The organism is Massilia sp. Masssp94, from assembly GCF_059491305.1.
Genome location: NZ_CP168501.1, coordinates 609,425 through 621,333, shown reverse-complemented (window position 1 = coordinate 621,333; position 11,909 = coordinate 609,425). Strand labels below are relative to the sequence as shown.

Annotated in this window: 12 protein-coding genes and 1 tRNA gene; 12 read left to right on the top strand and 1 reads right to left on the bottom strand. The window is 67.6% G+C overall.

Features of this window, described 5'->3' with window-relative positions:
* The first annotated feature begins 15 nt into the window (after window positions 1-15).
* From ACEN9G_RS02590 to ACEN9G_RS02535, 12 genes are all read left to right on the top strand, one after another.
* A complete protein-coding gene (locus tag ACEN9G_RS02590; RefSeq protein WP_413344400.1) occupies window positions 16-1,020 on the top strand; it encodes a 2-hydroxyacid dehydrogenase in 1,005 nt (334 codons plus the stop codon).
* Window positions 1,021-1,092: 72 nt separating this feature from the next.
* Window positions 1,093-2,883 carry a tetratricopeptide repeat protein gene (locus ACEN9G_RS02585; protein WP_483127653.1) on the top strand — a complete coding sequence of 597 codons (1,791 nt, stop codon included), beginning with the start codon at window positions 1,093-1,095 and terminating at the stop codon, window positions 2,881-2,883.
* Between the two features lie 74 nt (window positions 2,884-2,957).
* Window positions 2,958-3,047: transfer RNA gene (locus ACEN9G_RS02580), tRNA-Ser, on the top strand.
* Between the two features lie 305 nt (window positions 3,048-3,352).
* Window positions 3,353-4,594 carry a beta-ketoacyl-[acyl-carrier-protein] synthase family protein gene (locus tag ACEN9G_RS02575; protein ID WP_413340027.1) on the top strand — a complete coding sequence of 414 codons (1,242 nt, stop codon included), beginning with the start codon at window positions 3,353-3,355 and terminating at the stop codon, window positions 4,592-4,594.
* 10 nt (window positions 4,595-4,604) lie between these two features.
* Entirely contained in the window at window positions 4,605-5,429 is an 825-nt protein-coding gene (locus ACEN9G_RS02570) for a MaoC/PaaZ C-terminal domain-containing protein (RefSeq protein ID WP_413340025.1), read from the top strand.
* A 20-nt stretch (window positions 5,430-5,449) separates the two neighbouring features.
* Window positions 5,450-5,701, top strand: coding sequence for an acyl carrier protein (locus ACEN9G_RS02565; protein ID WP_413340023.1), 252 nt, complete (start codon window positions 5,450-5,452; stop codon window positions 5,699-5,701).
* Complete coding sequence (locus ACEN9G_RS02560) at window positions 5,701-6,594, top strand: diiron oxygenase (protein WP_413340029.1); 894 nt, start codon at window positions 5,701-5,703, stop codon at window positions 6,592-6,594. Before ACEN9G_RS02565 ends, ACEN9G_RS02560 begins: the two co-directional genes overlap by 1 nt.
* Entirely contained in the window at window positions 6,594-8,105 is a 1,512-nt protein-coding gene (locus ACEN9G_RS02555; RefSeq protein WP_413340021.1) for a phytoene desaturase family protein, read from the top strand. The genes ACEN9G_RS02560 and ACEN9G_RS02555 overlap by 1 nt, the downstream gene beginning before the upstream one ends.
* Window positions 8,093-8,926: an alpha/beta hydrolase gene (locus ACEN9G_RS02550; protein WP_413340019.1), complete on the top strand. Its 834-nt coding sequence runs from the start codon at window positions 8,093-8,095 to the stop codon at window positions 8,924-8,926. Before ACEN9G_RS02555 ends, ACEN9G_RS02550 begins: the two co-directional genes overlap by 13 nt.
* Window positions 8,908-9,660 (top strand): 3-oxoacyl-ACP reductase FabG, encoded by a 753-nt coding sequence (gene fabG, locus ACEN9G_RS02545; protein ID WP_413340017.1) that lies wholly within the window; start codon window positions 8,908-8,910, stop codon window positions 9,658-9,660. The genes ACEN9G_RS02550 and fabG overlap by 19 nt, the downstream gene beginning before the upstream one ends.
* 12 nt (window positions 9,661-9,672) lie before the next feature.
* A complete protein-coding gene (fdxA, locus tag ACEN9G_RS02540; RefSeq protein ID WP_413340015.1) occupies window positions 9,673-9,996 on the top strand; it encodes a ferredoxin FdxA in 324 nt (107 codons plus the stop codon).
* 62 nt (window positions 9,997-10,058) lie between these two features.
* Entirely contained in the window at window positions 10,059-10,787 is a 729-nt protein-coding gene (locus ACEN9G_RS02535; protein ID WP_413340014.1) for a helix-turn-helix transcriptional regulator, read from the top strand.
* Here the strand turns inward: ACEN9G_RS02535 and ACEN9G_RS02530 are convergent, their stop codons facing one another.
* Window positions 10,788-11,726, bottom strand: a complete 939-nt coding sequence (locus ACEN9G_RS02530) for an SLAC1 anion channel family protein (RefSeq protein WP_413340012.1) — start codon at window positions 11,724-11,726, stop codon at window positions 10,788-10,790.
* Between the last annotated feature and the right edge of the window lie 183 nt (window positions 11,727-11,909).

The window sequence follows — 11,909 nt, the reverse complement described above, 5'->3', positions numbered from 1 at the left end:
GCTAGACTGGCGGTCATGAAAACCGCCATCTTCAGTGCCCGTCCGTACGACAAATCGATGCTGTCGGACGCCAACCGGGAAGCCGGCCACGACCTGCGCTTCCTGGAAGACCGCCTGACGCCGTCGACGGCCGCACTCGCGACAGGCTGCGCGGCCGTCTGCGTCTTCGTCAACGACACGGTCGACGCAGAGGTCCTCGCGCTGCTCGCGCAGCAGGGCACGCGGCTGGTGGCGACGCGCTCCACCGGCTACAACCACATCGACGTCGCCGCGGCGGAACGGCTCGGCCTCGCCGTCGTGCGCGTCACGGACTATTCGCCGCACTCGGTGGCGGAATTCGCGGTGGGCCTGCTGCTGGCCGTCAACCGCAAGATCGCCCGCGCGAGCGCCCGCACGCGCGACGGCAACTTCGACCTGCACGGCCTGATGGGCTTCGACCTGCACGGCAAGACCGTGGGCGTGATCGGCACGGGCAAGATCGGCACGATCTTCGCCCGCATCATGACCGGCTTCGGGTGCACGGTGGTCGGCCACGACCGCTACCCGTCGCCCGCGTTCGAGGCGCTGGGCGGGCGCTACGCGAGCATCGACGAACTGCTCGACTGCAGCGACGTCGTCTCGCTGCACTGCCCGCTGACGGAAGAGACACGCCACATCGTGAACGCGGCATCGCTGGCGCGGGCGAAGCGGGGCAGCATCCTCGTGAACACGAGCCGCGGCGGACTGGTCGACACGGAGGCCGCGATTGCCGCGCTGAAGACGGGGCAGCTGGGCGGTCTCGCGATCGACGTGTACGAGCAGGAAGCGAGCCTGTTCTTCCAGGATCTGTCGTCGACGATCATCACGGACGACGTCATCCAGCGGCTGGTGTCGTTTCCGAATGTGATCGTCACCGGGCACCAGGCATTTTTCACGGTGGAAGCCATCGGACAGATCATGCGGACGACCATCGAGAGTTTGACGGCGTTCGAGCAGGGGCGGGACCTTGCGAATCAGGTCCGGGCGGACCCAAATATTTAAATAGGATATACAAACTGTGTCACAATCGTCGACGGCCGTGCACCGGCATGGCTCACGCGAGAAAGGACACCCATGTCGATCCGCGCCGTCGCGCTGGCTGCTGCCGGCCTCCTCTTCACTCTGAACGCCGGTGCCGGGCAGGCCGGGGCCGTCTCCAAACCCTCTTTGGACGGGATCCAGAGCATCACCGTCACGTCCCAGCGGAACCCGTCGAAATGGTTCCGCGCCGAGAGCCAGCACGTGATCCTGTACTCCGACACCAGCCAGGATGAGGCGCAGCGCCTGCTGGACAACCTGGAGCGGCTGGACGACCTGCTGCGCATCTACACGCAGGGCTATACGAGAACCAGCGGGCCGGAAAGCAAGATCACGTTCTATTACACGGCGCGCTTCGACGACCTGGCCCGCGTGGGCGCCGGGCTCGATGCGCCGACGCGGGAAACCGTCGGCGTCTACAGCAGTTGCACGGACGGCGTGGCGGGTTTCGGCGCGCAACTCGAGACCATCGACGCGCTCGACAACAGCAAGCTGGCAAGGTATCCGTTGAACGTCAGCCTGTCCTTCCTGTTCGAGGCGTATGCGCGGCATTTCCTGTACCGCCACACCGACCTGCGCGCCCCGACCTGGTTCATCGACGGCTTCGCGCATTATTTTTCCACCGTACGCTTCACGGACAACCGCATGTCGGTTGGCCGCTGGCCCACGATCCTCGGCCGCTACTTCCGCCTGCTGGACAGCGAAATGGGCACCTACGCGCTGTACTACCGCGACGTGCTGGAGCAGAACGAGGACGGCGGGTTGGGCGGGGAGGGCAAGCTGCGCCAGCAGGTCGAGTACGCGGCGCGTTCCTGGCTGGTCGTCCACTATGCGCTGTCGTCGGAGGACAACCGGCGCCGCCTGGGCGCCTACCTGAAGGCTTTCCATGACGGCGTGCCGTCCGTGCAGGCGTTCGAGCGGACCTTCGGCATCCGCGTGGACGACCTGTCGACGGCGATGTGGCGCTACCGCCTGAAAGGCCTGCAGGTGCTGCAGGTTGACCGGCCGGAGCTGCCGCGCGCCATTGTCAACTTGGACGTGCTGCCGGAAGCGTCGGACGACTTCCTGCTGGCCGAGGCTTCGCTGAAATCGTGCCCGTCCGACGCCACCCGGCAAGCGACGATCAGGCGGGTGCTCGACGCCGCGCCGCCTCCGGGACTATCCGTGAGCGTGCTGGTGCAGCGCACGGTGGCCCGCGCGCTGATCTACGCGGGCCGCAGCGCCGACGCGCTGCCGTACCTCGACGCGGCGCTGCGCAAGGACGGCGCCGACGCCGAACTCCATTTCCTGGCGGGCCTGGCCCACCTGCGCCTTGCCGAAGGCGGCGGCGCCGACAAGGCCACCAGGCTGGCCGAGGCGCGCCAGCGTTTCGCGCGCGCGGTCGAACTCGCCCCCGCCTTGCCGGGCGCCGCACTCGGCAAGCTGTGCGTCGACCTCCTGGCCGGCGGCGAGCCCGGCCAGGACGCCATCGACGACGTCCTGACGGCCTGGCGCGGCAGCCGCGACGTCGGCGGCCTCGGCCGTACCGCGGCGCTCGTCTACGCCTGGCGCGGCGACGGCATCCGGGCCGGGAACCTGCTGCGTTCGATGGCGGGCAACCGGCGCGACCCGTACACGGCGGCATGGGCAGCCGGCTGGCAACGGCGGCTCGAGGCCGGCGTGACGCACGATGCGATCCGCGCCGGCCTGGCGTCCTTCCCGTGGTCCGGTCCGGCGTTCCGCGAATGGACCATCGATGCGACGGCGAGCATCGACAGGATCGAACTGAACGCCGGCATGGCGAAAGTGGGCAAGATGTTCTTCGCCCCGCCGCAGCCATTTCAATAAACCCGGGTCCACTTGCATTGCGCTGGGTCACCATCTATAATGCGGCCTCACGCGAAACAAGCGACCGGTTACCAGGAGAGGTGGCAGAGTGGTCGAATGTACCTGACTCGAAATCAGGCGTACGGGTGACCGTACCGTGGGTTCGAATCCCACCCTCTCCGCCAGAACAAACAAGGCCCCTCGGGGCCTTTTTTGTTTTGGCGGAGAGGAGCAGGGCGCCTGCGCGCCCTGCGTGTGGGATTCGGAGAGGGCTGGCCTTGCAAGGCCAGCCCTCTCCGAATCGCCCATCTGCCATCCGCAAGGCGGACGGCCCCGCGCGCCGCGGGCGCGCGCTGCAAAGCCAGAAAACTCCCCCCTCGCAGGGAGGGACACCCCCCGAATAACCCGATCGGAGTATTGTCCGCCCACCCCATCCGCGTAACACTTCCCCCATCGAAATTTAACCTTTTTAAATCGATTGGAGAAGTCAATGCCCGCCACCCGCGTCGTCGTCACCGGCTACGGAGCCGTCTCCGCATTAGGAGAAAACGTCCCGGAAATCTGGAACGCGATCATGAATTACCGCGCCGGTTACCAACTGACCGGATTCCCCGACTCGAAAATCAACGCCCGCTTCTTCAGCTTCATGGAAGACCGGCGCCAGCGCTACGCCGGCTTCCCGAAAGCCGTGCTGAAAATGCTGCCGACGTTCGCGAAGAACGCCCTGGTCGCCTCGCGCGAAGCCCTGCAGATGGCCTTCGGCAGCGCCGACGACATCCACCAGTTCATGAAGTCCCCGTTCGACATCGGCGCCATCATCGGCACGGGCTGGGGCGGCACTGACTCGGTCAACGACAACAACAACGATTACCGCGAGAGCGGCCTGTCGTCGTCGTTCGCCACCCTGATGTCCATGCACAGCATCGGCACGGCCGCCGTCGCGCTGAACTGGAACCTGCGCGGCTACCAGAACACGCCGGTCGCCGCCTGCGCGACGGGCACCATCGCCATCGGCGACGCGTATGAAGTCATCAAGTCCGGCCGCGCGAAGGTGATGCTGGCCGGCGGCAGCGAATCGCTGAAGGAGACGTTCAACGTGTGGTCGATCGACGTCATCCAGGCCCTGAGCAAGGAACAGCACGACGTGCGCCGCGCCTGCTGCCCGTTCAGCGCGCGCCGCAGCGGCTTCGTGCTGGCCGAAGGCGCGGCCGTGCTGTGCCTGGAAGAGCGCGAGCACGCGCTGGCGCGCGGCGCAACGATCCTCGGCGAGATCACGGGCTACGGCAATTACTCGGACGCGTACGACATGACGGCCCCCGCCGACGACCTGCGCGCGCGCCACATGGCGATCGTGCAGGCCGTCGGCCAGGCACCGCAGCGCATCGGCTACATCAACCTGCACGGCACGTCCACGCCGATCAACGACGTCAACGAGACGAACACGATCAAGTCGGCGTTCGGCGACGGCGCGCCCGGCATCCCGATGTCGAGCACCAAGTCGTACACGGGCCACCTGATCGGCGCGGCCGGTTCGCTGGAGACGATCTTCTGCCTGAAGACGCTCGAGACGGGCATCATCCCCGCCACGATCCACATGGACGAAGCGGATCCGGCGTGCGACCTCGACTACACGCCGAACGAGCACCGGCAGGTGGAACGCATGGATGCGGCCCTCAACGTCAGCTTCGGCTTCGGCGGCGCCAACAGCGCCCTCGTCGTCGAGCGTGCGTAAGGAGATCGCGATGCAGACCGCACAACGCCTGGCCGCCGTGCCGGCGCCGCTGGCCTTGTCGTTCGACATGCCCGCGGTGGAGCAGTGGGCGCGGTTTTCCAGCGACCGCAATCCGATCCACTTCGACCTCGCGCACGCCCGCGCGGCGGGCCTCGATGCGCTGATCGTCCACGGCATGCTCGCGATGATGCCGATGAAGGTAGCCGCGGCGCAGGCCGTCGCGCCGGACGGCTGGATGAAGTTCCGCACCCTGCTGCGCAACCCCATCGCGCACGACCGCGACGTCGTCTTCACGACGAAGCCGGCGGCCGGCGGCATCGCGTTCCGGCTGCTCGACACGGCCGGCAAGCTCGAACACTTCCGCGGCACCTATGGCCGCGTGGGCGATCCGGCGGGGCAGCTGCAGGGCGATACGCCGCGCGGCAAGCCGCTGGAACGCGCCCAGATCGACCGGTTCTTCGCGACGTACCCGCACGTGCGCGAGCGCTGGATCGCACTGGATGCGGTCGTGTTTTCCGAATTCATGCGCGCGCGGCTGCACGTCCTCGAACGCCTGGCGCATGCCCACATGATGCGCCTGTCCGGCGGCGCGCCGGCGTCGCGCGTCGTCGTGCAATCGAGCCACACGGTCACGTTCGACGCGGCGTTCTTCGACGCGCCCCGCGCTGCGGACCAGTGGGACAACCTGACTCATGCCCTGCTCACGCCCGAATTGCTCGCCAGCGGCAATCAGATCGGCGGCGTCGTCGCGCTGCCGGTCCTGTGTGCGGGCCGTCTCGTCATGCTGGTGGAAGTCGGCCTGGTCGCCAGGTTCGACACCGAACTCTCAAACTGATCAATCAACGGAGGTAACAAATGAAGGTAGCCGAATTCCTGCAGGATGCGATCGTGGAACTGAAGGACGTCGATGAAACGGCGCTCGTCCCGGCGCTGACGTTCGAGAAACTGGAACTGGACAGCCTGGACTACGTGGAAATCCAGCTGCGCATCAAGAAAAAGTTCAAGGTCGAGATCACGCCGGACCTGTTCGCATCGGGCCAGTTGAAGAACCTGGGCGACCTGACTGCGTACATCGAGGCGAACCAGGTGCAGGCGGCGGTGGCGTGATGACCGGCCAACCGCCCATCATCCCGCTCAGCCCGCGCGGCCGGCTCGGCGTGGAAACCCTGATCGAAAAATCGCATGCCGCGCCCATGGACCTGAACCAGGTCGTGCCGTGGCGGATGGGTGTCGATCGCCAGGGTGTGCCCAAGAAGATGGAGCACTGCTGGATCTACGGCACGCCGTGGTTCGACGCGCTGACGGACGCGCAGCGCCACGAGGTGCTGTGGCTGGAAAACGCGCGCGACGTGTCGATGTTCATCCTGCTCGAACAGACGCTGCCGCCGCTGTACATGGGCTACCTGAACGCCCACGCGGATGCGCTGGCGCCGGACGTGCGCGAATACCTGATGATCTTCTCGAAAGAGGAAATCATGCACACGCTGATGTTCCGGCGCTATATGAAGGTGGCGCGGCTGCCGCTGTTCGGCCCACCGGACGGCCTGCACGAGATGCTGACGGTGCAGCTGCCGAAGATGCATCCGGTGGCCGGCATCATCGCGACCCTGCTGCTCGAATGGGTGGCCGAGCTGTCGGCGCTGTTCGTGTCGCAGGACGACGTCGTCGAGCCGCTGACGCGCGAGATGTTCTACCAGCACCACGTGGAGGAGGCGCGCCACATCGCGTTCGGGCGCTGGGTCGGCGAATCGTTCTTCGAGCATGCGCCGGACGACCAGGCGACGCAGATGCGCCAGATGATGCGCGGCCTGATGGCGCGCCTCGTCCCCCAGTTCACGTACAACCCGGAAATCGCGCGCCACACGTCGTTCGCGTTTCCGATCGCCTGCGGCGACCAGGCCGCGATCGACGCCGTGCGCTACTCGGAACGGAGCCTGGGGCTCAACGAAAAGCGCTTCGCGCCGCTGTATGCCTGGCTGCGCAAGGTGGGAGTCTCGTGATGGACGCCGGCAGCCGTTGGGACGCGATCTGCGTCGGCGCCGGCATCACCAGCCTCGCGTTCGGCGCGCAGGTGGTGAAGCGGCATCCCGGCGCGCGCATCCTCGTCATCGACAAGCACGGCGTGCCGGGCGGGTATGCGACCGTGTTCCGGCGCCCGAAGGCGGGCGCCGCCTTCGACTGCAGCCTGCACAAGCTGAGCGGCATGGGGGAGGGCGGCAACCTGCGCCGGATCTTCGCCGACCTCGGGCTCGACGGGGAATTGCGCCTGAAGGTGCCGGCGGATTATTTCGAGGCCTGCCTGCCCGGCGGGTCCATCCGCTTCGGCAACGGCGTCGACGCTTTCCGCCAGGCGTTGCGGGACCGCTTCCCGCACGAGCGCGCGGGCCTGGACCGCTTCTTCGACGAGGTGGCCGTCCACGGCCGCAACGGCTACCACCAGTTCCAGATGATGGACGGGACCTTCGAGCCGGACTTCGCGCAGCTGCGCTACGCCCACAAGCATTTGAAGCACGTGACGGTGGCCGATGCGCTGGCGGAACGCATCACCGACCCGTGGCTGCGCGAAATCCTCGCCGCCACCGGCATCTACGTGGGCGGCTTCGCGGAAGACCTGGGCTACCTGTACTTCCTGCACGTCGTGTACGCGACGCTCACGCAGGGCAATGCGTATGTCGAAGGGGCGTCGCAGCGCCTGTCGGACGTGCTCGCGGGCCGCATCGTCGCGGCCGGCGGCCAGGTGCTGCTGGGGACCGCTGTCAGGAAGATCATCGGCGACGACGCCGGCAAGGTGCGCGGCGTGACGACAGCGAAAGGCGATTTTTACGCGGACCGTGTCTACCTGAACGCCGCGCCGCACTACGCGCTGCGCACGCTGTTCGACGACCAGCCGGCCTTGGCCCCCGTATGGCGCAAGCTGGACAACCTGAAGCCGTCGCGCTCGACGACGACCGTGTACCTGACGACGGACGCGGCGCCGGCAGACCTGGGCCTCGCCAGCACGGAGACGATGATCTTCGCCTGCGGCGCCGACGCGGGCCGCGCCGCCCGCGCAGCCTGCGCAAGCGACGACACGTGCGAGCGGGCCTACTGGCGCGACAGCGTCATGGAGGTCACGAACTACCACGCGCTCGACCCGAACTGCGGGCGCATCGTCTGCCTCAACGTGCTGGATGCGATGGCGCACTGGCCGGAGCGCCGCTCGCCCGCGTACAAGCTGAAAAAGGCGCGCGCGCTGAACGTGCTGCTCGAGCGGCTGTACGCAGCGAAGCCGGGCTTGCGCGGGCACGTCGTGTACACGGAAGTGTCGACGCCGCGCACGTACGAGCGGTTTACCAACAACACGGACGGCGCGGGGTATGGCGCGATGGTGGGGACGGACTTGTCCGGCCACGTGTTCCACCACGCGTTCCCGGTCGCGGGCGTCCATTTTCTCAGCGCCTGGGTCGCCGGCCCCAGTTTCGAGGCGGCGTTCGGGTATGCCGAGATGAAGGCGAAGCAATGGGCAGCCTAGCGGGAGGCATCCTGATGCGCACCTTGTTCCGGCCGGTGTTCGGCTGGCGCAGCAACGGGCTTGTGGGCCTGGAACCGTTCGTCCACACGAGCACGGACGGCAGCTGGCTGGCCGGCGCGGTGTATGTCAGCCGGCGAGTGCCGGCACGCGGCGTCGTCCTGCTGTGCCACCCGTTTCTCAAGTACGGCATGCACTGGTTCTTCAACCACGGTTATCACGAATGGCTGGCCGACGCGGGCTACCACGTCGTCGGCTTCGACTTCAAGGGCTTCGGCCGCAGCACGGTGGACGGCGTGTCGTTCGCGGAAGACGTCGTCGCGCTGGGCGAATGGGCGCACGACGCCTGGCCGGGCCTGTCCGTGCACGTGCTGGGCGCGTCGTTTGGCGCCTTCCACGCGCTGCACGCCATCGCGTCGGGCCGCACGGCATTCGCATCGCTGTTGTGCGACAGCGTGCCGGCCACGGTCGCGCGCTTCTTCGGCGGCGGCGTGACGGGCGCCGTGACGGGTGCCGTACTGAGGGGCATGAGCACGAGCCGCTGGGCCGATGCGACGGGCACGCGTCCCATCTTCCGCTCGCTGCCGCTGCCGCACGACTTGCCGCGCCTGTTCCTGTTCGGCGGGGACGATCCGTTCATCACGCAAGCCGAGGTGGCGCAGCTGCGCGACGCCTGCGGCGCGGGCAGCGTGCGCGTGTATCCGGACTGCGGCCACCTGGAAGTGCGCAAGGCATTCCCGGGCGCGTACTGCGGCGCCATCCTCGACTTTCTCGATCATTCAACTTCAGGCAAGGACTATCATTCATGGATTCGTACGCAGTAAAAAAACAGTGGGTACTGGTCACGGGCGGCACGCGCGGCATCGGCCGCGGTCTCGTCGCCGCCTTCTGTGCGGCCGGCTACGACGTCGTGTTCACCTACCAGCGCTCGCACGAGGCGGCCGCGGAACTCGTGCGCGAGATGGCGGACGCCGGCGCGCACGCGGCGGGTCACTGCTGCGACAGCGCGGACGAGGACGCCGTCAACGCGCTGGCGCGCGGGCTGCTCGTGGAGCGGGGCGCGCCGCATGCCGTCGTCAACAACGTCGGCATCACGCGCGACGCGGTCCTGATGCGCATGAGCCGCGAACAGTGGACGGACGTCGTCAACGCCAACCTGAACGCCTCGTTCTACGTCACCCGTGCCTTCGCGCACGCGATGGTCGAAGAGGGCGACGGCGTGATCCTGCAGATGTCGTCCGTGTCCGGCTTCAAGGGCAACGTCGGGCAGACGAATTACTCGGCCACGAAGGCCGCGATGATCGGCATGACCCGTTCGCTCGCGCTGGAACTGGGCCGCTTCAACGTGCGCGTGAACGCCATCGCGCCCGGCTTCATCGCGACCGAGATGACGGCGGAGATCCCCGACGCCAAGCTGAAATCCCTCGGCGCCGGCATCCCGCTGCGCCGTTTCGGCACCGTGCGCGAAGTGGCGTCGCTCGCGACCTACCTCGCCTCGGCCGATGCCGCCTACATCACGGGCCAGACGTTCGTCATCGACGGCGGCCTCACCGCGTGAACGGGAGGCAGCGTGACGTATGTCGTGACCGAACCATGCATCGGCTGCAAGCACACGGACTGCATCGAGGTGTGCCCGGTGGACTGCTTCCATGAGGGCGCGAACTTCCTCGCCATCGACCCGGAGCGCTGCGTCGATTGCGGGTTGTGCAAAGTGGAGTGTCCCGTCGGGGCCATCGTGGCGGAAAGCGGGCTGGCGCCGGAACAGCTCCATTGGCTGGCGCTGAACGGAGACCTGGCGCGGCGCTGGCCGCCCATCACGCAGCGCAAGCCGGCGCTGCCCGACGCCGCCGACTGGGCCGCGCGCACGGACAAGCTGGCGGCGCTCATGCGCTGATGCCGATTTCCCCCCACGGGTGTGGCATGCGCGCCGGGTCGCGATGGCGCATCCTTGCGGCCATGAACTCACCCATCGAACATCGCATCCTCGCCCTGTTCTCCGCCTGCCAGGGCATCGCCTCGCGCAGGGGCTTCATGGACGACGTGTATCCGCTGCTGCAACAACTATTGCCGCACGAGCGCTTCGTGTGCGGCATCGCAACGGTCGCCCCGGTGGCCGTGCTGGACGTCGTCGATGCCGGCTTTCCGAGTGGGTTCGTCGACGGCATCGTCGACGGGCGCGGCCGCATCGCGAGTCCCGTGATCCGCCGCTGGCTGATGGATGACGCGCCCGTCTATTTCGACGAGGCCGCGCGCGCCGCATTCGCCGAGCCGGAGGATGCCGCGTGGCTCGCGTCGTTCCGCCGGCACGGCATGCGCAACATGATGGCCCACGGCGTCAAGGACCTGCACGGCGGCGCGACCAGTTACTTTTGCTTCGCGGGCGTGCCGGACGGCGGGGAAGAAAAGATGCGGCTGCTGCAGCTCATCGTGCCGCACCTGCACGCGGCGCTGCGCACGCACTACCGCCTCAAGGTCCGCGCGCAGGACGTCGAGCTGTCGTCCCGCGAGCGCGAAGTCCTGCAGCTGGTCTGCGTCGGCAAGACCAACGAGGCGATCGGCTCCATCCTCGGCATCAGCCCGTGGACGGTCAAGGTCCATGTGCGCAACTTCATGGCCAAGCTGAACGTCTCGACGCGCGGGCATGCGGCGGCGATGGCGATGAAGAACGGGCTTGTGACCATTTGATCAGCTCAGTTCGCGGAACCGGCCCCGCACGATGCCGGCCAGCGTCTGCACCGCAAACACGGCGATGACAAGCGTCGCGATGCCGAGGATGAGCAGTGCAATGCCATCCATCACCGGGCTGTGTACCACCGCCGCGTAGCGCAGCGCGGTCACGGCCGACGCGGCGAGCGGGAAGCTGGCGGCCCACCACGCGACGCGGAACGGCGAGCAGGCCGGCAGGTGCACGAGGCGCGCCAACAGCACCGGCAGCAGGAACAGATTGACCATCACGAGCCCCTGGGCGAACGCGTCGACGCGGCCGAACGTCGTCGTGTACGTCGAATAGCCCACCGCGAACGGCGCCAGCAGGATCAGCAGCGACGGCTGCAGCGCGGGCGGCAGCGGGTCTTCCGTGATCAGGCGCGACAGCAGCATCGCCAGCAGCGGCAGCGCGAAGAACAGGCCGACGGCGAGGCCGAACACCATCACGCCATGCAGGCCGTCCCAGTGCAGCACGGGCGCGGCCAGCGGGATGTCGAGCATGCCGACGACCGGCACGATCCACGCCGGCGCCACCTGGGCCGGCGTATGGCGCAAGGACAGCCAGCGGGTGACGATGGCCCACGCGAACACGGTCATCCCGACGGCGCCCAGCACCCACGCGAGGCGGGCGAGGCCCAGGCTGACGTCGGCCAGCGGGAACGGCAGCAGCAGGAGGCTGATGAGGGGCTTGCCGAACAGATTGCCGCCGACCGGATGGGAGAACTCGGCACGTACCGTGGACCATCCGGCGGCGGCCTTGATGCCGTAGGCGATGGCCAGCACCGCGAAGGTGCCGATGGCGAGGGCGCCGATGGCCTGGCCGATCGCTGCCGGCACGCCGAACGCCTGGTACGCGAAACGCCAGGCGAGGGCCAGGCCCGTGAGGCCCATGACGGCGCCGAACAGGCCGACGGGCAAATAGGACAGCGTGGTCGGAACGGCTGGCGCGGCGCGCGTGCGGCCATGCCCGGATGCGGCAGCGTGTTGCCCGATCGTCTCGATTTGAGTCGGACCACAGAAAATTCCGGGACGACGTCCGAATGAAAAGGAAACTGCGCGAGCTGCGCGGCAATACGGCATTTTCGTGGCAGCGACATCCCT

What these genes read in the sequence shown, in the direction of transcription:
- ACEN9G_RS02590 (WP_413344400.1), top strand. Translation starts at nt 16, where the DNA reads ATGAAAACCGCCATCTTCAGTGCCCGTCCGTACGACAAATCGATGCTG.
- ACEN9G_RS02585 (WP_483127653.1), top strand. Translation starts at nt 1,093, where the DNA reads ATGTCGATCCGCGCCGTCGCGCTGGCTGCTGCCGGCCTCCTCTTCACT.
- ACEN9G_RS02575 (WP_413340027.1), top strand. Translation starts at nt 3,353, where the DNA reads ATGCCCGCCACCCGCGTCGTCGTCACCGGCTACGGAGCCGTCTCCGCA.
- ACEN9G_RS02570 (WP_413340025.1), top strand. Translation starts at nt 4,605, where the DNA reads ATGCAGACCGCACAACGCCTGGCCGCCGTGCCGGCGCCGCTGGCCTTG.
- ACEN9G_RS02565 (WP_413340023.1), top strand. Translation starts at nt 5,450, where the DNA reads ATGAAGGTAGCCGAATTCCTGCAGGATGCGATCGTGGAACTGAAGGAC.
- ACEN9G_RS02560 (WP_413340029.1), top strand. Translation starts at nt 5,701, where the DNA reads ATGACCGGCCAACCGCCCATCATCCCGCTCAGCCCGCGCGGCCGGCTC.
- ACEN9G_RS02555 (WP_413340021.1), top strand. Translation starts at nt 6,594, where the DNA reads ATGGACGCCGGCAGCCGTTGGGACGCGATCTGCGTCGGCGCCGGCATC.
- ACEN9G_RS02550 (WP_413340019.1), top strand. Translation starts at nt 8,093, where the DNA reads ATGGGCAGCCTAGCGGGAGGCATCCTGATGCGCACCTTGTTCCGGCCG.
- fabG (WP_413340017.1), top strand. Translation starts at nt 8,908, where the DNA reads ATGGATTCGTACGCAGTAAAAAAACAGTGGGTACTGGTCACGGGCGGC.
- ACEN9G_RS02535 (WP_413340014.1), top strand. Translation starts at nt 10,059, where the DNA reads ATGAACTCACCCATCGAACATCGCATCCTCGCCCTGTTCTCCGCCTGC.